Source organism: Ignisphaera sp. (assembly GCA_038735125.1).
In the GTDB taxonomy this organism is placed as follows: domain Archaea; phylum Thermoproteota; class Thermoprotei_A; order Sulfolobales; family Ignisphaeraceae; genus Ignisphaera.
The window spans coordinates 83,257-105,101 of sequence record JAVYNU010000006.1 but is presented as its reverse complement, the minus strand read 5'-3'; the positions used below and the strand labels follow the sequence as shown (position 1 = coordinate 105,101).

General features: G+C 42.9%; 25 protein-coding genes, 2 tRNA genes and 1 other RNA gene. 15 read left to right on the top strand and 13 right to left on the bottom strand.

Features of this window, described 5'->3' with window-relative positions:
- Positions 1 to 338 precede the first annotated feature (338 nt).
- Both QW284_07490 and QW284_07485 read left to right on the top strand, forming a co-directional pair.
- Positions 339 to 1,757 (top strand): ATPase domain-containing protein, encoded by a 1,419-nt coding sequence (locus tag QW284_07490; GenBank protein ID MEM0339504.1) that lies wholly within the window; start codon positions 339 to 341, stop codon positions 1,755 to 1,757.
- 5 nt (positions 1,758 to 1,762) lie between these two features.
- Complete coding sequence (locus QW284_07485; GenBank protein MEM0339503.1) at positions 1,763 to 2,914, top strand: glycoside hydrolase family 5 protein; 1,152 nt, start codon at positions 1,763 to 1,765, stop codon at positions 2,912 to 2,914.
- A gap of 20 nt (positions 2,915 to 2,934) precedes the next feature.
- Here the strand turns inward: QW284_07485 and QW284_07480 are convergent, their stop codons facing one another.
- Both QW284_07480 and ffs read right to left on the bottom strand, forming a co-directional pair.
- Complete coding sequence (locus QW284_07480; protein MEM0339502.1) at positions 2,935 to 3,993, bottom strand: mRNA surveillance protein pelota; 1,059 nt, start codon at positions 3,991 to 3,993, stop codon at positions 2,935 to 2,937.
- A gap of 26 nt (positions 3,994 to 4,019) precedes the next feature.
- Positions 4,020 to 4,330: signal recognition particle sRNA (ffs, locus tag QW284_07475), an RNA gene on the bottom strand.
- A gap of 203 nt (positions 4,331 to 4,533) precedes the next feature.
- Between ffs and QW284_07470 the strand changes: the two genes are divergently transcribed.
- From QW284_07470 to QW284_07460, 3 genes are all read left to right on the top strand, one after another.
- The gene (locus QW284_07470) at positions 4,534 to 4,719 is read left to right on the top strand and encodes a chromatin protein Cren7 (protein ID MEM0339501.1); all 186 of its coding nucleotides are present in this window, start codon (positions 4,534 to 4,536) and stop codon (positions 4,717 to 4,719) included.
- A 71-nt stretch (positions 4,720 to 4,790) separates the two neighbouring features.
- Positions 4,791 to 6,092 carry a serine hydroxymethyltransferase gene (gene glyA, locus QW284_07465; GenBank protein ID MEM0339500.1) on the top strand — a complete coding sequence of 434 codons (1,302 nt, stop codon included), beginning with the start codon at positions 4,791 to 4,793 and terminating at the stop codon, positions 6,090 to 6,092.
- Positions 6,093 to 6,150: 58 nt separating this feature from the next.
- Positions 6,151 to 6,807: a phosphatase PAP2 family protein gene (locus QW284_07460; protein MEM0339499.1), complete on the top strand. Its 657-nt coding sequence runs from the start codon at positions 6,151 to 6,153 to the stop codon at positions 6,805 to 6,807.
- Positions 6,808 to 7,006: 199 nt separating this feature from the next.
- On the opposite strand, the gene QW284_07455 is transcribed toward QW284_07460, so the two are convergent.
- From QW284_07455 to QW284_07440, 4 genes are all read right to left on the bottom strand, one after another.
- On the bottom strand, positions 7,007 to 7,468 hold the full coding sequence (locus QW284_07455; protein MEM0339498.1) for a hydrolase: 462 nt from the start codon (positions 7,466 to 7,468) through the stop codon (positions 7,007 to 7,009).
- A 247-nt stretch (positions 7,469 to 7,715) separates the two neighbouring features.
- A complete protein-coding gene (locus QW284_07450; protein ID MEM0339497.1) occupies positions 7,716 to 8,099 on the bottom strand; it encodes a hypothetical protein in 384 nt (127 codons plus the stop codon).
- 46 nt (positions 8,100 to 8,145) lie between these two features.
- Positions 8,146 to 8,625: a hypothetical protein gene (locus QW284_07445; protein MEM0339496.1), complete on the bottom strand. Its 480-nt coding sequence runs from the start codon at positions 8,623 to 8,625 to the stop codon at positions 8,146 to 8,148.
- Entirely contained in the window at positions 8,622 to 9,002 is a 381-nt protein-coding gene (locus QW284_07440) for a hypothetical protein (GenBank protein ID MEM0339495.1), read from the bottom strand. Before QW284_07440 ends, QW284_07445 begins: the two co-directional genes overlap by 4 nt.
- 210 nt (positions 9,003 to 9,212) lie before the next feature.
- On the opposite strand from QW284_07440, the gene QW284_07435 reads away from it, so the two are divergent.
- The gene (locus QW284_07435) at positions 9,213 to 9,560 is read left to right on the top strand and encodes a hypothetical protein (protein ID MEM0339494.1); all 348 of its coding nucleotides are present in this window, start codon (positions 9,213 to 9,215) and stop codon (positions 9,558 to 9,560) included.
- Positions 9,561 to 9,770: 210 nt separating this feature from the next.
- Here QW284_07435 and QW284_07430 read toward each other — a convergent pair.
- Positions 9,771 to 9,858, bottom strand: a tRNA-Ser gene (locus tag QW284_07430).
- 121 nt (positions 9,859 to 9,979) lie between these two features.
- Here QW284_07430 and QW284_07425 point away from each other — a divergent pair.
- Positions 9,980 to 11,020 (top strand): tyrosine-type recombinase/integrase, encoded by a 1,041-nt coding sequence (locus QW284_07425; protein MEM0339493.1) that lies wholly within the window; start codon positions 9,980 to 9,982, stop codon positions 11,018 to 11,020.
- On the opposite strand, the gene QW284_07420 is transcribed toward QW284_07425, so the two are convergent.
- The gene (locus tag QW284_07420; GenBank protein ID MEM0339492.1) at positions 11,011 to 11,394 is read right to left on the bottom strand and encodes an ArsR family transcriptional regulator; all 384 of its coding nucleotides are present in this window, start codon (positions 11,392 to 11,394) and stop codon (positions 11,011 to 11,013) included. The genes QW284_07425 and QW284_07420 overlap by 10 nt on opposite strands.
- 162 nt (positions 11,395 to 11,556) lie before the next feature.
- On the opposite strand from QW284_07420, the gene QW284_07415 reads away from it, so the two are divergent.
- On the top strand, positions 11,557 to 11,931 hold the full coding sequence (locus tag QW284_07415) for a hypothetical protein (GenBank protein ID MEM0339491.1): 375 nt from the start codon (positions 11,557 to 11,559) through the stop codon (positions 11,929 to 11,931).
- Between the two features lie 4 nt (positions 11,932 to 11,935).
- Here QW284_07415 and prf1 read toward each other — a convergent pair whose 3' ends face one another.
- Positions 11,936 to 13,069 (bottom strand): peptide chain release factor aRF-1, encoded by a 1,134-nt coding sequence (prf1, locus tag QW284_07410; GenBank protein ID MEM0339490.1) that lies wholly within the window; start codon positions 13,067 to 13,069, stop codon positions 11,936 to 11,938.
- A gap of 115 nt (positions 13,070 to 13,184) precedes the next feature.
- On the opposite strand from prf1, the gene QW284_07405 reads away from it, so the two are divergent.
- Positions 13,185 to 14,003 (top strand): replication initiator protein WhiP, encoded by an 819-nt coding sequence (locus tag QW284_07405; GenBank protein ID MEM0339489.1) that lies wholly within the window; start codon positions 13,185 to 13,187, stop codon positions 14,001 to 14,003.
- Between the two features lie 142 nt (positions 14,004 to 14,145).
- Here the strand turns inward: QW284_07405 and QW284_07400 are convergent, their stop codons facing one another.
- Positions 14,146 to 14,826 (bottom strand): protein-L-isoaspartate(D-aspartate) O-methyltransferase, encoded by a 681-nt coding sequence (locus QW284_07400; GenBank protein MEM0339488.1) that lies wholly within the window; start codon positions 14,824 to 14,826, stop codon positions 14,146 to 14,148.
- Between the two features lie 73 nt (positions 14,827 to 14,899).
- On the opposite strand from QW284_07400, the gene QW284_07395 reads away from it, so the two are divergent.
- From QW284_07395 to QW284_07385, 3 genes are read left to right on the top strand one after another with little or no spacing between them, the layout of a single operon-like run.
- The gene (locus QW284_07395) at positions 14,900 to 15,409 is read left to right on the top strand and encodes a DUF371 domain-containing protein (protein MEM0339487.1); all 510 of its coding nucleotides are present in this window, start codon (positions 14,900 to 14,902) and stop codon (positions 15,407 to 15,409) included.
- Positions 15,410 to 15,433: 24 nt separating this feature from the next.
- Positions 15,434 to 16,258: an NAD(+)/NADH kinase gene (locus QW284_07390; protein MEM0339486.1), complete on the top strand. Its 825-nt coding sequence runs from the start codon at positions 15,434 to 15,436 to the stop codon at positions 16,256 to 16,258.
- Positions 16,239 to 16,643, top strand: a complete 405-nt coding sequence (locus QW284_07385; protein ID MEM0339485.1) for a DNA-binding protein — start codon at positions 16,239 to 16,241, stop codon at positions 16,641 to 16,643. The genes QW284_07390 and QW284_07385 overlap by 20 nt, the downstream gene beginning before the upstream one ends.
- Positions 16,644 to 16,652: 9 nt before the next feature.
- On the opposite strand, the gene QW284_07380 is transcribed toward QW284_07385, so the two are convergent.
- Positions 16,653 to 17,819 carry a PUA domain-containing protein gene (locus QW284_07380; GenBank protein ID MEM0339484.1) on the bottom strand — a complete coding sequence of 389 codons (1,167 nt, stop codon included), beginning with the start codon at positions 17,817 to 17,819 and terminating at the stop codon, positions 16,653 to 16,655.
- A gap of 87 nt (positions 17,820 to 17,906) precedes the next feature.
- On the opposite strand from QW284_07380, the gene QW284_07375 reads away from it, so the two are divergent.
- The 3 genes from QW284_07375 to QW284_07365 all read left to right on the top strand — a co-directional run bounded on the left by QW284_07375 (position 17,907) and on the right by QW284_07365 (position 20,125).
- Positions 17,907 to 17,993, top strand: a tRNA-Ser gene (locus tag QW284_07375).
- Between the two features lie 496 nt (positions 17,994 to 18,489).
- Positions 18,490 to 19,410, top strand: a complete 921-nt coding sequence (locus tag QW284_07370; protein MEM0339483.1) for an ABC transporter ATP-binding protein — start codon at positions 18,490 to 18,492, stop codon at positions 19,408 to 19,410.
- On the top strand, positions 19,403 to 20,125 hold the full coding sequence (locus tag QW284_07365) for a hypothetical protein (GenBank protein ID MEM0339482.1): 723 nt from the start codon (positions 19,403 to 19,405) through the stop codon (positions 20,123 to 20,125). Before QW284_07370 ends, QW284_07365 begins: the two co-directional genes overlap by 8 nt.
- A 393-nt stretch (positions 20,126 to 20,518) precedes the next feature.
- On the opposite strand, the gene QW284_07360 is transcribed toward QW284_07365, so the two are convergent.
- Together QW284_07360 and QW284_07355 are read right to left on the bottom strand one after the other, a co-directional pair.
- Entirely contained in the window at positions 20,519 to 21,196 is a 678-nt protein-coding gene (locus QW284_07360) for an energy-coupling factor ABC transporter ATP-binding protein (GenBank protein MEM0339481.1), read from the bottom strand.
- On the bottom strand, positions 21,187 to 21,834 hold the full coding sequence (locus QW284_07355; GenBank protein ID MEM0339480.1) for an ABC transporter permease: 648 nt from the start codon (positions 21,832 to 21,834) through the stop codon (positions 21,187 to 21,189). The genes QW284_07360 and QW284_07355 overlap by 10 nt, the downstream gene beginning before the upstream one ends.
- Between the last annotated feature and the right edge of the window lie 11 nt (positions 21,835 to 21,845).

Here is a 21,845-nt window from a genome sequence, read left to right as displayed (position 1 = left end):
CCTCATGCAGCATATAGACTCTATTGGGTTTCATCAGCCTATGGAGTGTCGTAAAACTGCTTAACTTTACTGGCTGAAAGTTAAGCACCACTTAACTACACCATCAACCAGCAAAAGCCCCACAAAACCCGCAGGAAATCTTCACAGACTCTCATCAGCTTCATCAAACCTAAGGAGAGTCTTGAGCCCAAGATGGTACTCTCAGAGATGTTTGTATCCAAACCAGCCCATGCACATCTCCATAGATCAATTTTCATTAAAAGATATATATACCAGACCTGCTAGCCACAATACGTAGGGTAAGAAATAGTTAGTAAGATGGCTATGGATGGATTTGTATGAGCATAGATTCAGAGCAAAGCACTATTCCACGGAACTATGTTTTTGGTGACGAGGTTCTAGATCAGCTGCTTGCAGGGGGTATAGAGCCGGGGTCTCTGATACTGGTTCTCGGGCACCCTGGTGCGGGAAAATCAACTTTTGCTACACGTATAGTCTTCGAGAATGTTATGAGGTATAACATAAAAGGTGTTTATCTGAGCTTTGCTGAGACAAAAGCCAAGTTCTACTCCTATATGAGGAGATTCAACATAGATCTGGAGCTGGCAGAGAAGAAACAGCTGTTCGAATTTGTGCAAATGCTTACTATGAGCGGGAAAGACCTTCTAGACTTTACTGTTTCGACCTTGGGCCAAAAGGTTCTTGGTGAGGGCTACTCGATTGCTGTTGTAGACTCGATAACACCGATACTAAATGTTCTGACAACAGATGAGGCTAGAGCGTTTCTACACTCAACGCTATACAACCTAGTGTCTAACACCAACGCTCTTCTCATCTTGATTGCTGACCTCCCATTTGCAGTAGAGACAGTTGATTTGAGGGGTCTTGAGTTCATAGCTGATGCTGTATTTGTTTTTAAGACAAGGATTGAAAAAGGATTGATACACAGATTCATGGAGATTAGAAAGTTTAGGGGAAAACCAATTCCAATGGCTGAAATACCGTTCTCCATAGAGGACGGCAGAGGTGTAAGAATGTTGCTATCGCCAACAGTGATACAACCACCATATACAGCCTCTGTAACAAGCTATAGCGATGAGTGTAGCAACTTGGTTTGGAGAGGGCTTGCCTCTGGAAGCTATGTAGGTGTGGTAGCAACATGTAACGTTATACCATTAACATTTTGGGCACTTCTAGCAAGAATTGTCTTTAGCTATGGAGCAAACTATGGGATTATATCATTTAGAGACTCGCCAGAGAACATAAAGAACATTCTACGCAATGCTGCTGGCCTCATGAAAATACCGCCACACTACATTTTGAATAAGGCGGCATTCATTGAAAGTATTCATCCTGCTGCATATTCAACACAGCAGCTAGAGACCATTATACGCAATTACATTGATAGCAATATCCAGATCCTTGTATTAGATGGAATCGAATCTCTATATCTATACTACGACCCTATACTTGTTGACAGAATGCTCAAATCCATATCGATGTACGTCAAATCCAGCCCGTCAGTAATGTTTGAGCTTGTGGACAACATATACACACAGTCACAAACAATGCGATACGACATTATACACGAGATTTTATGTGATCAGGAGAAGCTTCTACACAGCGCCACAACCACAAGGACATCAACATCCTATCTAAGAACCCCAAGCTACATAGTAAAGGTGTATGATGATGACCTAGCTAAATGCATTGAAACACATCCTTTCACCGTTCCATCAACTTCTCAAAGTGGCTGAAGATAATGCCAGACGTGTATTATGAAGTTGAAGATAGTGAAATATATGTAGTTAAAAAAGAGCAGAAAGAGCCTCTAGCCCTGCTGGGCGTAACTTGGGTTGGTTTCGAGCTTCGTAGCCATGTTGTAGGAGGGCTCCATATCAGAAACTGGCTTGAGATACTGCAAACGGTGAAAGACCTTGGCTTCAACGCGATAAGAATACCGTTTTGCTCTGCCTCTGTCAGACCAAGGGTTTTTCCACATATTCGCTCGATAAACTACGCTCTTAACCCAGATCTCCTAGGTCTGGACTCTCCCACAATACTAGAGAAGATCATTGCAAAAGCAGCTGAGCTTGGCCTCTACGCGCTTCTGAATTTCCATAGCATCAGCTGTGTTGTTATGGAGCCTCTTTGGTACACACCATTGTTTAGTGAAGAGGATTTCATATCCACTTGGGTTTCCATTGCAAAAAGATATGGGAGATACTGGAATGTCATAGGTGCAGAACTCCTCAATAATCCGCATGGTAGAGGCCCTAGACAGGAGTACTATACAAGAGGAGATTCAGCTACTTGGGGTGTTGGCAATACCAAAACAGATTGGAACTTAGCCGCTGAGAGAGTGGGCAAGGCGATCTTAGAGGTTGCTCCCCACTGGCTGATAGTTGTCAAGGGCACTCAATTCACGAATCCCAAATCAGATGATGTGAAGCACTACCCAGACTCTACATATTGGGGCGAGAATCTCAGAGCGGTGAAAGACTATCCAGTTAATCTACCGAGAAACAAGCTGGTGTACGGAGTAAATACCTATGGCCCTGACATGTATGTCCAAGACTATTTCAACGATCCAAGCATCTTCCCGGAGAATCTCCATGTCATATGGGATCAGAACTGGGGCTATGTCAAAAAGCAACTGCGATACCCCGTGGTCATAACTGAGTTTGGTGGTAAGTGTGGCGATGGCGATCCCAGGGATGCTGTGTGGCATGAGAAATTCATTGAGTATCTAATTGAAAATAACTTTTGCCAGTGGTTCTATCTAGCGCTGAACCCCGAGCATGTTGAAACAGGTGGTCTTCTGAAAAACGATTGGAGAACTGTTAAAGAGAATAAATATGCTCTTCTGAAGAAGCTTATGGAATATTGTAGGAATAGGTATTCAAAGGCATAGAAAATACCTATAAAGACTAGCTATGTTTCCATATTCTCAAAGTCTATGCTATATCTAAGTATTGCTATGATCCCCCCAAGCATCTTTACCCTCTCCCCAGGTGGCGACCTACCCGGAACTATAACTACTGCACCACCCTTCTCCACGACATTTCTTAGAATTGCCTCAACCTTCTCTCGATTCTCATCAAACCCCGCAAGCATGTCATCAACCACAAGAAGCTTCTCAACAGCTCCTATACTAGCTGCAAGCTCCACATGGCTAAGCCCATATGCAACCCTATTGATATCTTTTGCAATGAGGTAATCAAATTCCTCAAGAATCCTAGACGCTTTCTCTATCGAGGAGTCTCTAATAATATTTCTAACAACATCTCTGTTTAGAAGTTCTTGGAGCCCTGCATAACCCCCATTAGCAACAGTATCCAAAAAAACCTTTACCCCACTATCCAGCGAAGCTATAGCGTCCCTCACCTTATTTTTCAAACTTCCTGGAGATGCAACAACAACAGCCTCGACATTATATCTGTGAGCAGCCTCAATAATTTTCTTAGCAAGCTCTGAAACAAGCTCTTTTTCAGCAGCCTCAAAATATTCATCGCTTAGAGGAAGAGAAACATTTCTCGAATCCAGAATCTTCATACCCTGCATCTGAAGAACTGCTATAGCATATTCATCGAAATCAACAGCCACGAGCATGACATTCAATGGCCTAACAATCTTCATAACCTCGTCTAAGACCCTTGGATCCCAAAAAACCTTTTGAACAGTAATCTCATCGCCAACACCAACAGAGATTGTGTGGTGAGATCCCTTAACACCAAACCTATCAGGACCTTCAACAACTATCCCATGAATCCTAAGCCTATTTGTAAAAGGCTGAAACTCCATCTTCTCAACCCTCACAGCCAAGATCATAGGTATCCTTCTCTTCTCATCGCCAATGCTAACATCCCTCGAAGTCCTAGCCCTAACAATATCACCTCTAGATATAATCATACTCAGAATCCATAAATCATCAAAACTATCAATACTAATACTTAAAACACCATCCCTATAATCCAAAACCTCTAGTCTCATCACATACCACACAAAGATAAAAACGGTGCACGGCCCCCACTATATGGATGTGTATTGTCTATACAAGCCAACCACACCATACCTCCCCCCGTAGACCCGCGAACGTCGACGGCCGGGGGTTAGGCTGCTCCCTTCCGGGCCTGACCGTCCCCCCGTTAGGATGGTAGCCACCTCCCTACAGAGATGGCCCCATCCACCGTCGACCCCACGGGGCGGGGCTCATAGCGGTGTGGTTGGCTTGTATAGACAATACACATCCATATAGCGGGTTACTGGCTCCCGCATTCGCCCATTTCGGGTCTGGGGGAGGGCGAGCCCCCCGAGCCCTACCCGTGCACCGTTATAGCATTGTGTTTGTGGGCTAATAAACTTTATATGTGGTTTAAGAATCAATACTTTGTCTAGCTAATAATTCATGTGATAGTCAAATAGGTTTAGTCTCAATAATGTTGATACTGTGTATTCTGATTTGGTTTCCATTTGCCTTTACGCCATGTTTTTAAGCTTGTTTTCTTCTTATCTCTTTTTTCGGTGGTTTGAATGGCCTGTACAAAGCCTGTTAAAGTTAAGCTGCCTGATGGTGGGGAGAAGGAGCTGGTTCCAAAGAAGGTTTGGAGCCTGTCTCCAAAGGGTAGGAAAGGGGTTAAGATAGGCCTATTCCAAGACCCAGCATCAGGAAAATACTTCAGAGCAAAAGTACCAGACGACTACCCAGAATGCAGCTAAAACAAAACAAACACACCCATGTAAAAACAAAACTTTTTAAACCATTTTTTACCCAAACTTCTAGGCTGTCTTTGTTGCTTCCAGCAGAGGTTCTAGAGGTATTAGATGTAGTTAGAAGGCATAACATTTGGAGAAAATTTGAGTGTATAAACCTGATAGCATCTGAAAACGCCATGTCTCCATTGACAAAGGCTCTATACGTCAATGATATGATGCATAGATATGCTGAGGGCAAGCCTGGGAAGAGGTTTTACCAGGGATCCATATTCATAGATATCATAGAGACTAGAACATCTGATTTGCTTGCAAAGCTGTTTAATGTCAGGTTTGCCGAGGTTAGGGCTATAAGTGGTAGTGTAGCTAATGCAATTGCGTTTAGATCTTTTGCTAGTGTTGGAGACGTTGCTCTTGTGCCAGCTCTTCAGAGCGGTGCCCACATATCCCATACAGAATTCGGTGTTTTGGGTGCGCTAGGCATTAAACACGTTGAAATGCCTTTCGATTTGGATTCGTGGAACATTGATGTTGACAAAGCTGTGAAGCTCATAGAGTCTATTAAACCACGCATAGTTGTTTTGGGGGCGTCGCTCTATCTATTCCCCCATCCAACGAAGTCTATAGCCGAAGCTGCACACTCTGTGGGGGCTAGGGTTGTCCACGATGTTGCCCATGTTCTTGGTCTTATCGCTGGCGGTGTATGGCCAAACCCTGTGCATGAGGGTGCTGATGTAGCAACAGCTTCTACCCATAAAACGTTTCCTGGGCCCCAAGGAGGGTTGATATTAACTAGCCGTGAGGATGTGTACAAACTGGTTTCAAACAATGTCCTCACATTTGTCAGCAACCATCATATCCATAGGCTTGCAGCAACTGCTGTTACAGCTATTGAGATGATGCATTTTGGGAGTGCATACGCTGAGCAGATAACTAGGAATGCTAGGGCTTTTGCAGAAGAGCTTGCCTCCCAAGGGCTACCTGTAGTTGCTGAGAATCTTGGATACACAAAGTCACATATTGTGGCTATAGACGTTAGAAAGTTTGGTGGAGGCGCCAAAATAGCTGGATTGCTTGAAGAGGCCAATATCATAGCCAATAAGAATATTCTGCCATGGGACAGACCACAAGATGCTCCAAACCCAAGCGGCATAAGATTCGGTGTCCAGGAGATGACTAGGTTCGGAATGAAAGAGGGGGAGTTCAAAGAGATTGCAAAACTCATAGCAGATATCATTGTTAGAGGGGCAGAGCCCTCCAGCATAAGGAGAAAGGTTATTGAGCTCAGAAAAGACTTTGTCAAGGTACACTACGGCTTCGATCTACCAGAGGACCTCGGTAAGAAAACTATATACGAGTTCATTGAAATGGGCATATAAAGTAATTTTGTATATTCTTTACACAGTCCAAGGATCCAACACATTTTTGGTATAGGCCATGGAGACGAGCAAAACAAAAGCCTTTCTAGAGATGGTTTTTCTAGAGGTTGTTGCCTTAGCCATATTCACAGCAATAGTTGGAGCAGGCATTTTGAGAAACTTGGATAGCTCTCTATACAACATACTCCGAATAGGCAACACATCAGTTGTCTCGGCATTTTCCGAGACTGGGAGCATATACATCTTTGTAGCAATAGTTGTAGCCCTTTTCATAGCAGATCTCATAAGATATAGACGGATAACCTTGTTTACAGCAGGACTGGCATTGCTGTTTATATTGAATAGCGCCTTGGTGTCGGTTCTCAAAATCTCTCTCCAAATTCCGAGACCGATTACCTCTAGCAACAACAGCTATGCAAACCTGCTCGAGGCGCTAGATGTCTTCAGCTACCCCTCGGGACACGCTGCAAGAGCCTTTGCAATAGCATCATACTACAGCACCTCTGCAAGAAAGCAGAGTAGGATCGTGGCTATATCTCTCTACATGTGGGCGATAGCAATAGCATTTTCGCGGCTTCTTCTAGGGGTTCACTGGTTTAGTGATGTAATAGGTGGTGTACTAGTCGGCATACTATCAACACACCTGGTAAGCATGTCCCTGCCTCACATAACCAAGACTCTCCCCAAGAAAATCATAAAGATTATAATTATATAGATCCAGGGCCAACAAAACCATTCTCGCAGCAATACATCATCAATACATATGTTGCCGCATATAATCACCTGCAGGGGTTTGCTAGCCAAAAACACAGAGCTAGAGAGAAAAGAAGAGTCTGTAAAGGAGCAGATAACGCTCCAACTATAACTGCATGCCAAGGTGACGAAGAGGATATTCACTACAGTGTTTCATTGTTTCATTTTGCATAAACATATTTTACAGAGACATGAAGAATATAGAGAAGCATTCCAGCAAATAGCAACGCAAATAGTAGTCCACTCGGATAGCTCCAAGCATTATACAAAGGGTTTGCCTGAACCGGGTAAAACGGCTTGATATCGGTGTATAGCGGTGAATCCATCAATATGTGGAGATCCCACCCAGCCAAACCCCCAACTAGATAACCAGCAGAACCAATTTCATTCTCTACCAGTGCCAATCTTTTGAAGAGCCCAGCATGCATTTTACGAGTAATATACATCGCATAGCCCAGCAACACCCCACATAGAGACCCCAACAAAAATGTGTGCATATAGCCATGAAGCGGATACCGCTGCAAAACACCGACAAACACAAGAAAAGGCTCTAAATCAACAACAACACTCGCTAAGATAAATGTGGGCCAATGAACCTTCTTACGGAAGAAATATCCTACCAAAAGCACGAAACCAAGATGATAAAGTGTAAAAGGCATATGTTGCTTACCCATACCAAATGCAGCCGAACACACCTATTTATTTAAACATTATTTACAGATTGTTTGTAGACTAGACGGCTTCTTTATGCATATTCTACTATTCTAGAAAGTCTCTAGATGGCTCCCTGAATAGACAATGGTTTAATAGATAGAGCATTAAACAATTGGCCAGCTATTTTAATGAATAGAGAGCAGAGCATAATATCTTCTAGGAGTTGTCAGTAACCCTAAATCGTTTACAGACCTCGCTAAGCACCTCTCTAACTACTGTGACAGTCCATACAAGATCCTTATGTGATATCTTCACGTAAACATCGTAGTCAACAACAACTCTCTTCCTTCTTAAATGAAAGAGCTTATCTGCTAGATCTGGATGACCTGACTCCTTCAATATATTGATTATTAGCTCATGTACACCACACTTACGAAGTTCTGAAAGCTGTCTTAAGTAGTTTAGATCTTCGTATTGAGGTCCTAATGCATGTCTCATCATTGTGAATACTGCATAGTATGCTCTACTGATTGCACTTCTAAGCAAACCCTCATCGACTTTCAACGGACAAGACAACACATTCTTATTACAACATTGCAAGACTGTATCTGCTAGCTCAAGAAACTGCTTACCTATAGTAGGAGCTCTACTCAGCAGGTTCCACCTCTACGTATATATACCTAGCAAATTCCTTTGCAGTATCGGCTACTTTCTTTGATAGCTCGCTCCATATCTTCTGCAGCTTTTGGCTGTCCCCCATCATCAGCACCCTTATTGATATAGCCTTCCAGCCCTCTTCAAAATCTTCATATGCGTCCACATAGCATGACACGAGCTTAGTCCCCTCGATGCGGCTAAGCTCAATACCTCTTCTAACCACCTCTACATAGCTCTTGATCACGATGTCTAGAGGTATTTTCAGCCCCTCGACAACCCTATCAATATTAGCAAAGACTCTAAACATTCCCATTCTAGAAATATGTTTAGCCAATTCTAGAAGCACATCAGGGGTGTTCACAGGGCCTATAATGACCCTTTCTATGGCGGAGCCTATCAAGTGTTGCATAGAGAGCAAACGTTCATAGAGCTCTGATATTACCATCTGCTGCAAAATAGGTTCTTTCATACACCATTACCCTCAATACGAAGTACTTTCGGTATCTCTTCGAGAAACAACTTCTCTAGCTCCTTAGCCAACTTTTTCAACTCATCTCCTAGCTTCATCTTCTCATCCGCTGTTAAAGCCTTTATATCCTTACCAGTAAGTATGTAGAGTCTAAAAAGTATAGCAAACATTCTTCCTACAACATCGGAAGGCAGTTTTTCTAAGAGCTTCTCCATAGCTTCGGGACTCATATACTCGCTCGTGAGCTGCTCTAGGGACTTCCCCGTATTTTTCTCTATCCTTCCTATTGCTATCAACATATCTCCGTACGCATCAACGAACTTAGTTAAAATGCTCATATACTCCTTATACTCCTCAAAAGATTCCTTCCCACTCATTTCATAGGAACCTCATTACGCTATTGTTTGTTGCACCCGCTCTCCTACTCTTTATTGTCTTACCTAAAAAACGCTACACACAACATGTGTAGATATATAACAACGCTTAAAAATTGTTAGCTAGAGTGAAGAATAGCTAACAATTTTTAACTCTTTGTTTACATCTATCACTATCGATGTTGGCTTACTACATGCTCCCACCCTAAGGCTGTGGATATCCCTAACTATTTTGTATTGACATTCGAGGTGCGCTACACTGCCAAGAACTATGAGCTAACAGATAAGATAGCTGGGAACCTGCTTAGCTATGGAATCAATGTCACAGGTTATCGGCTGTTGCTTCCCATAACACCAGATGGGGGCAATGCGAAGTCGTTCAAAGAGCTTGCGGAGATGGGTGTAGCGTGGATAAACCTCGAAAACGATCAGGTAACAATAAGCATGGATCTGCTGGGAGCAATGCAAAAAACTAGCACAAGCGACGCAGAACAAACAATATGCAGAGGCGGCTTCGGGTCAATAAATTTTGTCAAATCCAAAGCTTTTTGTCTCTGGTGATGTTCTATTATATAATGTGTTGCCCCTGATGTTACCCCTTCAATTCATTTCTCGTAAAACTTTTCTTCTCTGGTCATCGGGCGCTATATAAGGGGTAACTCATGCCCTCTTTGTGGCACATAAAGAAAGTGAAGAATAGGTATTATCTCTACCACGGAGGCAAGTACATCGAGCCAATTGACAAGATTGTAGAAGTATGGAAAATGATTGTGGCGCCGGGGGCGGGATTTGAACCCGCGCGGGGTTTTCCCCCACCGGCTTAGCAGGCCGGCGCCCTACCAGGCTAGGCGACCCCGGCTCGCAGAAAGTCCGATACAGTAGTTTTGGTGTTGGGCGTTATAAGGTTTTTACATAATTGGTTGCTGTTTTGCGGTAGATTTCAAATATATTCTGCTGGTAAAGCGTTTTTTAGTGGTTTTATGGCTAGGATTGATGTTGGCAGGGCTCCCAGTAGTTATGCTGATTTGGATTCGAGGAGTCTTGTTGAGAAGTTCATTGCTGTTTTAGAGGCTTCGGGGGCTGATGAGAAGACTGTTAAGAGTTATAGAGCGGCTTTAACGGATTTCTTCAATTTTGTTGGCTGGAAAAATGTTAGGGAGGTCGCATATGACGATTTCTATATGTGGAGAATTGAGAGACTGAGAAATGGTTTTCCCGGTGAAAAGTATGGGGATAGAAGGTCTAGAGAGGCAACGCTATACTATTACACAATATTTCTTAGAAGGTTTTTTGAGTGGCTTGGAATAGAAATCAAAATCCCACAGGTTAGGAGGCCCCGCAGAAAAGAGCCTCCGGTCCTTAAACAGGAAGAAATTGTAAGACTCTTTAACGCCGCCAGAGACTTTCTAGACATGTTGATTTTGGCACTGCTACTGGAAACAGGCTTGCGTTCTGAGGAGCTTCTAAGCCTCAGGTTTAGCGACATCGATCTGGAGTCGAGGGAGATAAAGGTAAGGAATGCTAAATACGATGAGGAGAGAACCGTTGTTATAGGGGATCTCACATACAACCTTCTCTCACAGCTACTATCAATAAAGGTTTTCGATCCAAACGAAAGGATTGTGCCCCTAAGCTATAGCGGGCTATACAAAAGGTTGAAGAGCCTTGCAAAAAGAGCTGGCATAGACCAGTCGAAAATCAGGCCACACATACTCAGACACACATTTGCGACTGAGGCTCTTAAGAAGGGCATGAACATAGTCTCTCTACAGAAGCTTCTTGGCCATAAGGATCTTAAAACAACACAAGTGTATCTACACATCATGAGAGAGGATGTTAAAAACGAATATCTAAAGATGTTTAGAGGTGTTTTGCCTATTCCAACAGCTCCTATGTCTAATAATGGTATTGAACAACAAAAGAATAAGAAAAGAGATGAGTTTACCTGTCCCTACTGTGGATCCGAAATCCCGCCAAACGCTAGGTTCTGCCCGTATTGTGGTGCTAGGATTCAGAAATAGCCTAATTCATTCATCTCTGTTTCAAATTCGCCGTCAAAGTCCTCTGTTCCCAGCAACTTGTATTTACCATCATCATCTATAGTGACGATACCGTCATCCATTAGTCTCACTAGGCATCTCCTAATCTTATCCTCACTAGCTATGCCTGCAAGCTTTGAATGCATATCCTTTAGAGTCTTAGGCCCTTCTCTAAGCATATTCAAAACAATTTCTCTAAGCTCATCCTCGTTAGGAGCTGTAAAAACAACGACATCCGGATCCTCATACAATACCTTTAGTGTTATACTCTCCACATCCTCAACTTCTTTATTCATATCCTCGACAACTCTATTGCTACCCCCATTCCCCCTCACATTACTATTCCTTCTAGACATATATGATCACTCAATTATATAGCAACACATTTTTACTTGGAGAGCTTAGAGGGCTCAACATAGATTACTTAACCCAGCTTATAGGCTTTTCACATACTAAAAGTGATGCTACTTATAAAAAGTCTACCCATAGAAACCACTTAGTTATGCTGGTGAGTCTTTATGCCATGTCCTTGGTATCAATATGGCTTTTGTACGTCTCCAAAACTTCCAGGCCCAACAGATGTCATTGTATCTGCACAGAGATGCTTATCTGATACAGAGTACAAAAGCTGTCAATACTATGTAGAGCCCTCAACATCTAAATCAAATCAGCAGAAGTCTGTTAGAAGAGATAAGCTAAAGATTTACACCCCAATCCACGCAATTCCACAGGAAATACATATAGAGTGTCCGTTTGCCACAATAACTAAAGTGGAGGGAAGTATACTCATAGCTTATTGTAAAATACTTGACAGGCCTCTAACAAAATACGAGGCAATAACTTGTAGCAAATATTGGAGAGACTGTCCCTACAAGCTATTGTCACCAGAGTAAAAAGCTATGCTGATATTGGGTACCTGGCTATTGCTGCTAGGCAGAAGAAAGTATCTTTAAACCATTGATATTCATCAACGCTATTGGTTATCACAATTAGTTTGGCCCCGCTTTCGCCACTCAGTTTCTCGTATTTTTCGAACTCTGGATGATCCTCACATATAAGAAGTTTTTCAATAACACCATTTCTAAGAGCTTCTTCAACATCCTTTTCTCCGTAGACCACATATCCGTCATCTTTGGCTATATGGAGCTTGAACTCCTCGAATGTGTTCAAAACCTCTACAAACCTCTGCTTGGATAGTATGTCCCTAGCCTTTGTAACCACTTCTCTAAGCCCTACAACACCTTGGTATGCAACATCTATGGGCTCTCCAATAACGAGGCTTCTAAGTCTATAGTCTAGGTTGTCTGCCTCTTTCAGAAAATCTAGTTTCGCATAACCTGGACCCGCTATAATGATTCCCTTCAGCTTCTTGGACTCCAGCAATGGAAGGAAGTAACTATTGGCTTTCTCAGCTACATGCTTATAGAACTCCTCGACCATCTGCTCTATAATCCTATCAAATCTTCTCTGACTCTGCCCACCCTTATGGTGCTTTCCTGGAATGAACCACTCAATCTCATCTAAAACAAGCACTCCAGAGGGTTTTAGCAGTCCTATTGTAGCCTCATCTCGTTCAATAATTATTATCCCATATACATCAGATTCCTCAACCATGGGCTCCAAAAACTCTGTGTGAAACTCTTTATCAGTTCTATAGAAGTATACAGGTACTGGATCAGGTGGCGAGAACATAAACACAATGTTGTCTCCAGTATCCTTGTTTATGCCTGCAAAGACCACTAACCCGTTCTTGGGAACTTCTCTAAGCATTGAAAGCCTCTCTATAGCTGCTGTCAAAGCCCATTGCACAGCGTCTCTGGTTTGCTTCAACTTTATGTTCTCTGTTATTGACAACTCTTGACGGAGCAGGTTAACGACATCGCTTATCGGCCTTCCAGGGGGTATATACAAGCTTAGAAGAGTTGTTGCATGGGCGCGCCACTTCTTCAACTCCTTTATTATTCTCTTAAGAGTTATTCTATCTACAGAGAGTTTCTCTTCTATGTCACTAAATAGACATCCCTCAAACACCTGCTTGGAGATGGTTTAATACTATCTATAGGCTTAAAAGCTTTGCTTATATGCACTTCGCTACGAGAAAATATATACATTAAAGCTCTGTTTCTAAGGCTACAGGTAGCTTGTAATGCAGAGGAACATGCAGGATCAAAGCACTTCTGATGCATCTGAAGGAATTCTCTTTCCCCAGCCTTCTGAGGTTTCCTTGGAACCTTTAGAAGATTCGCGCTATTCTCTATCGGATAAGGGGCCTAGATCTAGAGTTGTTGAGGCAATACTTCTGCTACTCTATGCAAAGCCCATGAAAAGCTCTGAAATAGCTTCAATTCTAGGCAAGAAGACAAAGCTCATAAGCAGCTATTTGAGTTATTGGAAGAGTAGAGGATATGTAGTGCTTAGGACAGGGTACTGGTTTTTGACAAAGAAGGGAGAAGAGCATGTGAAGGCTTTGCTGTCCTCGTTGGATACCCCTGTTCTATCCCCCTATGATGTGGTACGGTTAGCCCAGAAACTTATATCAGAACCAGTTCTAGAGACAATGAATAGCTGGAGAAGACAGGATGGAAAACCAAAGGAGACTGTAATACAGCAATTCACAGCCTCAAAAACTGGTTCGTTAGTGGGAAAACAGGGGACTAAAAACGAAAACACAGTCGAAAAGACACTTAAATGCCTAGAAAAGATAATAAGTTCAAAGGATCTCCTAGAAGATGAGACAAACATTCTTAGACACATGGTTAAGCACTATGCAGAGTGGGGAAGCACCTACTTGTACCTAGATCAGATAAGCGAGGAACTCCACTACCCATCAAATGAGCTCATGCTCATTCTTCGAAAACTGCAAACAAAGAAGCTGATATACATGTACACAGACAAGAGATTCGGTATTAGGGTAGGTCTTGGAAAGAGCCTCAAACAACTAATAGATGCTTGCCTAGCTAGATAGCTACAACCTCTTCTATGTGAGACTAAAATAAACTTCCAAAATCTCAAATCCATTTAGAATCCCATTCTTTAATATAATCATTATACAAACCATTAAGAAAAACTACACTCTCTGACAATAAGTTGTTGTATTAGTAGTTGTATTAATAGTCATAAACATGGTTGCTCCATCCATATTCCCCTACCAGTGGGACAAAGACGCATGGAACGCTGTCTCTAATTCTAATGTGTCCACTAGAGGTTTTCTCGACTATTTGAAGAATTTGCTCCCATCTATTACCCACAGGTATAACTAATCTGCCCCCAGGCTTTAGTTGCTTCAAAAGAGGCTCCGGGATTTTTGGTGCAGCTGCTGTAACAATTATCTTGTCGAATGGCGCAAAAATCTCAAGCCCCTTGCTGCCATCACCTATGGCAAATGTTATAAAATCTAGGAGTTGTGGGATAGCATTTGCAATGTTCTTTATAGCCCTTTTTGTTAGGCTCCCTATTTTCTCTATTGTATAAACATGTCCGTTACCCTTTGAGGTTATGTAAGCTAGAATCGCAGCTTGGTATCCAGAACCTGTGCCAACCTCCAATACTGTGTCCCCTGGTTGTACATCCAGTTCCTCGGTCATTATCGCAACCATGTGGGGAGCGCTAATCGTTTGTCCAAAGCCTATTGGCAGTGGGCTATCGACATATGCATACAACTTCATGTGCTCAGGTACGAAGTGTTCTCTTGGGATGGCTAGAAAAGCTTCTTCAACTTTTCTACTCTTTATTATCCCCTCACTCTTTAACGCATAGACCAGTCTTTTCCTCTCTTCCTCAAAATTCATGTCTGGCCACGCTAAACGCTTTTTTACTTGCCTTGTCCTAGCAGAATAGTTGCTAGACGGGTATTAATCTAAAATGGCAATGAGGAATATTGTGGTCTATGACCGTGTTGAAGCCAGAGGCCACGAAAGCATCAGGGCATTACATACAAAAACCTTTGAGTTGACCAAAGACATTGACTTAACGCCAAGAGGTGACTGCATAATAGGGGTTGGTCTCGATAAAGCCGTTGCCGAGCTTGATCCAAATCTCATCAACGTTATTAGAAAAGACCATAGCGTTGTTGTGTTGGTTCTCGAGGTTGGGGAATTGAGAGACGTGGTTTTGGCTAGGGGTAGCCAAAAACTTGTTCTAGGGGATAAGAGGAGGATAGTAGTTAGAAAAAGCAGGTTCATAGGCCCTGAAACACTTGCTATCGAGGCCAACAAGGCTGCTAGAGACATAGATAGAAGGATTATTCAAAGGCTTCAAAACCCATCATCAAGACTTGTGGTACACATTTACGCAATTGATATGGAGCCCTATATGAGTACAGGGTATGTGCCCAGTATCCGCACAACTCTAAATAATCTGGTAGGCATATAGAATGTTTTTAGCGTGGTGTACACATTGAGGATTGCTGTTGTTGTTAGAAGAGACTGTGAAAAGTGCGGCATTATTGCAAAGAATGTTTTAGAGTATGGTAGAAGTGAACTAGGCATAGATATGTGCATAGATATTGAGGTCGCAGATCAGATACAGTGGAGCAACATTTGCAGGGTTGGATATGACCACATAGATGCAGCAATTGTTATTGGTGGCGATGGCACGCTTTTCAGATTTCTTCACAGAATTGGCGATCAATGCAACATACCCATCTTCACTGTAAAGGCTGGTCGCAGAAATTTTTTGATGGAGGTAGCCCCCGAGGATGTTTTGAAGAGGCTGAGAGATTTTGTTGATGGCAGGTATATGGTTGAAGAGTATATAAGGATAAGGCCAAGGATACGCAACAGAAACTCGACGCTACCCCCTGCCATAAACGATGTTGTTGTAGCTGGCTGGGGCTCAAGCAAATTCAAGGTAATCAATCTCGATGTTTACGTAGATGAGGAAAAGCTCTATAGCGTGGCAGGAGATGGTGTAATTATAGCCACACCTGTAGGCTCAACAGCATATGCGCTGTCGGCAGGGGGTCCGGTGCTTGACCACTCTCTCAACTGCCTTGTTATTGTCCCTGTTGCACCGATACAATTCAATGCCAGACCCGTGGTTATACCGTCTGAGAAGAGGGTATCTATTAGGGTCGTCGATGGCGAGGCAGTTGCTGTTGTTGATGGGCAGGTGGCTGAGAATCTTTTTCCAGGTGATGTAGTCGAAGTTGTTAGAGAGTCTTGTACTGTGAAACTAGTTAGGTTTGAAAGGTTCTCGACGTATGCAAGGCTCTCCAAATAAAAGGGTTTTGCTGCTCGATACAGCGGCATTTATATCAGCAACTCATCTATATGTATATGACAGGTTGCTATATACAACACCTTCGGTCTTAGACGAGGTGAAAGACTCTGAAAGTGTTCAGAGATTGTCGTTGTCTCGCTCTGTGGATAGGATAGTTGTTGTGGAGCCTAGCAAAGAATACGTAGAAAAAGCGCTTGACCTAGCCAGAAAATCCGGTGCATTGGACAAACTATCTAAAACAGACCTAGAGGTTTTGGCCTTGGCTCTGCAACTGGTTTCAGAAGGCTATGATGTAACCGTCTTGACAGACGACTACGACTTGCAAAAGATTTTGAAGAGCATTGGAATAGCGTTCAAACCCATTAAAACAATTGGTATAAAGTAGGTACACCATTCAGCATCTCTTCACAATTTTTGCAATGAAGTAACCTGTAGTGTCGTGTATATGAGGATGGAATCTAGCAAACATTTGGCTATATCTAAAGCCGGGCACACCTCTCGAACATCTTTCACAAGGTATCTCAACCACATCGATGCACCTCTCTGCCTCAGCTATTTTTTCGATTATCTCCTCATTTTCCTCTACAGTTACAGTACAGGTGGAGTACACTAGCACGCCCCCAGGCTTCAACACTTTTATAGCTGATTTCAGAAACTGGAGCTGGTATTTAGACAGGGTCTCTATGTCTGTGTAGCTCTTCCTATCAATTATCTTCGGTCTTACGCCAAGAGATGAGCAGGGAGGGTCAACAACAATTTTGTCTGCTCTCAGCCAGCTAAAATCGATGTGCAAATACCTTGAGTCAGCTTGCCAGATCTCTGCCAGAGAATCTTCATGCAATCTTCTAAGATGTTCTCGCATTTCATCTAACCTCTTCTTGGAGTGGTCAAATGCTATCACATAGGATCTCCCACCAGAGTACTCTATAATGTGGCTTGTCTTGCCCCCTGGCGCGGCACAGGTGTCTACAACGAGCTCTCCTGGCTGGGGATCCAAGACATGTGTTACATACATTGCTGGCAGGCTCTGGGGATACAAATACCCATTTACATACTCTGGCAGCTCCCTAATCTTTGGAGCTCTATAAACAGACCTGGTAGTTTCTGCTGCAACACCTCTCCTAACCCCCCTTACAACAACATCCTCGCAGTCTACAACAGCAATAGCATTGGCTACAGGTGTGCCATCTTCAGCAACAACAGTCACCTCATTGCCTTTCGAAACACCCTTACAAGATATAACACCAGGGGCATAGACATTGGCGCCCATGTAGATAGACTCGGCGGCATACTTATCAACAACAATCCTCTTATCAAGTTCCTCCACCTGAAAAGGCCCCTGAATAGGAAAGTATATGGCCTCAGCTAACTGCTCATCCCTATAAACCTCTATCCCTCTACCCCTAAGCCTCTCAACAATTTCATCAACAGAAATCAAAAGCGTGTTAACTCTTGTATATAACCTTGAACCAGGCCTCCTAATAGCTTCTAAGAAATCTTTATAGCCCTCCCCATATACACGCATCAAAGCCGCTATAACACCACTGTCATATATTATCATAGCTAACACGCTGAACAACCATTAACGCTGATTAACGCTAATAAAACTTGTTACATAAAACTATATGTGTAGAAGATGACAAAAGTTGCCGGGGTGGCCGAGTGGTCAAGGCGGTGGGCTCGAGACCCACTGGGGCTCTGCCCCGCGCGGGTTCAAATCCCGCCCCCGGCGCCACCTATAATGTATTTCTGCATTACTCTGATCAATTGATAGTTATGGTTCCCCCGTTCAATACTTAGTGGGAATTCTCTTCCGAATCCAAACCCGTTGGTGGATGATTTGATAGTGCAAAATGTTGCTGATCTGAGCTATAGAGATAGGTGTAGCATTCTAGAGAAGGTCAGAAACTAGATTTCACGAAGACATGTAAGCGGTGGACGTAGCTACATACGAAGTTAATTCAAGAACTGTTTTGTGCAGCACTTACATCATGTCCTCGCACTTTACCGATTATGTAAACCGATAACAACAATAGTATATAGTATCGATGACTAATACCGCGTTGAAACATACTATGAGAGTTTAGGGTCGAGATTCATAAAAACCAAATCCATACTGTGTCATGTATATGCAGATGTTAAAGAAATGAAGGGGATATATGTTTAGATGCCCATATAAGCGGCGCTATTCTCTAATAATATTTATAATATTTAGTTTAACGGGGGTTCTCATGGTTAGGATTATCGAGGTAAGGTGTCTCGTTAAGGTTTATCCTCCTAATATTAATGCATTAAGGGGCATCACCTTTGATTTGGCTAGTAATGGTCTATTTGTTGTTTGCGGACCTAATGGTGCTGGTAAAACAACTCTTCTAAGGATTCTCTATACAGCTCTTCTACCCACTTCAGGTGATGCACGTGTTCTTGGCTATGATGTTGTTAAAGAAGCTGCTAAGCTACGTAGGTACATAGCTGCAGTTCCACAGGATGCTGTTCCAGAACCATATCTAACTCCTAGAGAGTTTGTAGAGCTTTACTTAATTGCAAGAGGTTTTTCCCGTAGTGATGCTGTTAAAGAGGCTAGGAGAGCTCTCGAGATCTTGGGTCAGGATCACGTTAAGGACAGGATTTGTTTGAGTCTTAGTGGTGGTGAGAGGAAGCGTGTTCTTGTAGCAGCCGCTTTAGCAACAAATGCTGAGATAATGTTTCTCGATGAGCCTACGGCTGGTCTAGATCCCTTAGGTAGGGCAAGCGTTCATGAAGCTCTCCGAAGCATTGTTAAAGCTGGCCACACCGTTGTAATGACTACGCATCTACTAAACGAAGCCGAAGATATAGCAGATCTCGTGATTATGATAAATAGGGGTGCACTCGCAGCTATAGGTAGACCTGAGGAGGTCAAGATGAACATCCTTATGTACAATTATCGTATAACTATACGCAATCTCAGGAAACAGCTAGTAGACGAATTGAAGGATATGGGCATAGAGCTTCGTATTGATGACAACAAAGCTGTTGTTTACATCAATAAAGCTTCGTTAAACGATGTGCTAGCACTCCTAGCAAGGTATGAGGTCGAGTTCTCTGTTGATAGAGTTGGTCTAGACGATGCTTTTCGAGAGCTCGTTAAGCAAGGTGCTCACTTTGGCTAAACTTAGCTCTATCCTAGCTATTGCAAGGATCTACTCAGCATGGTTCATGAAGAGTAGGCTTTGGATAGTTAACCAGCTCATCATACCCATGTCGGTCTATATCATGTTCCTCTTAGTGATAGGCAGGGGATTCGAGATCAATGCCCTTATAGGTGGCTTAGTTGCCTTAGCATGGAATGCTGGTAGCAACGCACTTTCGCAACAAATTTTCGATTACAGATTTTATTACAGACTTCTAGACATGTTTATAGCTAGCTCTGTAACGCCAGCAATGTTTATAGCTGGTACAGCTCTTGGGAGCCTGCTCAACGCCCTGTTACCAGCAATACCGATATTCATTCTCGTAGTCATCTACAAAGGGTTCGGCGCTGTTTCACTAATACCAGTATTCCTAGCATCGTGGATTCTAGGCTCAGTAACAGGCTTCTTCATGGCATGTAAGGTTAGGTCTCCAGCTAGATTCTATGCACTTGCAAACCTCCTATACTACCTGCTAACGATTCTTCCACCTGTCTACTACCCAGCAACGGCTATACCTGGTATTGGCATGTACATAGCGCTCCTCATACCAACAGCAACACTGAGCGACTTAGCACGCATAGCTCTATCCATAGAGGAGCCCATGAACACGCTCTACGACCTCACCATAGTCATCGTATACACAGCAGTAATGCTCACATTAACGTTACGGTATGCTGAATGGAGAGAACAGTAAGTATCGAGACTTCTACCCCAAGTAAGCCTAAAGCTGTTGGTGCTCCTAAGGTATTTCGAGCCCATCATCTTAACACCAATGGGGTCTCTAATTTCATCTTATTTCAACTCGAATCAGTCACGCTGATCATTTTCTGAGCGATTCAATAACTATTTGATTAAGCCCAGAAACGATTTTCGGCTTCCGAGACACTACAGATCCTTGAGACTGATTAATGTACGAGCATACCTTGAGAGCCTATGGGGATAACCCCGCACAAGTTCAAATCCTGCCTCCACCATATTCGAATGATCGAGATAATGTGTATAATCACGTTATTGAATTGAGGTAGATCACAAAAAGGCTGTAGCTGGTTTAAAGTAGTTACAAAAATCTATCTTTTATAATTGAATTCTAAGGGCTTGCAAAAACGTTTTTTGCATGCGATGATATTTCCCCGTTTACAATCTCGACGAGCTCTGTTGCAAGGGCTTTCAGATCTCTGTACATGTAGTGTGTGGCTATCAAAACCATGCCACCCCTCTCTCTAACTATCCTCATAATATCCTCGATTAAAAGCGTTGAGCGGGTGGAGTCGAGGTAGGTGAACGGCTCGTCCAGTACCAGGACTGTGGGCGCTGTGACCAGGGCTCTTACAATGGAAACTGTCTTTGCTTGACCGGCACTCAATCTATTTACACTTTTGTTTTCCAATTCTTTGAGTCCATATCGAGTAATGTAATACTCTACTATGGATTCGTCAACTCTTTTCTTAAGCCTTAGCCCAAGCTCTACATTGAATTTTACTGTGCCTCTAACTAGGATTGGCTTGTCGTGGACATAGACAATAGAGCCTCTAATAGAATCTCTCGAGTTGTTGTCCAAATCCCAGAAGCTTGCACCGTCTACTAGCACCCTACCTTTCGAGGGTCTTATTATGAATGAGACTATTTTGAGTAGAGTTGTCTTGCCGGCTCCATTTGGACCTATAAGCAGGTATGTTCCGGGGCTCTTAAACCTTAGGCTGATGTTTCTCAGAACATATGTTTCTCCATCGTAGCTATGCCAAACATTTTCCAGGGCTATCTCCATAGTATGTACTCACCAGCGATCTTAACAGCAAATGTTATTGCTATGGTTATGAATATCAGTATCAGCCCTATCCAAATAGCATACTCGTAGTTGCCTATAGACGTTTGAATGGCTATAGCTGTTGTTAGAACATTTGTGTAGCCCTCTATACCGCCGCCAACAATTAGAGCAACACCCAACTCACCAATGGCCCTTGAAAAAGATGTTAGATACGATGAGACTAGAATTGGTGTGAGCTCTCTTAGAAGCAATCTTGGAACATGTTTTTCCAGTCCCCCAAGCGATAGCACAAGCTCTCTAACACTATCTCTTAAGCTATAGAAGTGTCTGAACATGGTTGTAAAAGCCATTGGCAAGGCCACAAAAAACTCTCCTATGATTATGGCATAGGGTGTGTAGAGAATTCTGAGAAACCCCAGTGGCCCCCCAGGGAATAGAAGCATGTAGACAAGAAGCCCTATAACAGTTGTCGGCACCCCCACCAACGATTCGAAGAAGGATAGCACCATCTCAGCTCTCCTCCTCGTTAGTTGCGATACCAGCAAGCTGAGCAACGTTGCTGCAATAAAGGCCAGGAGAGAGGCCACGGAGGATACATACAAGCTTCTAAGGGTTATTGAAAAAATGGATTCTGCCATATTAAAAAGCC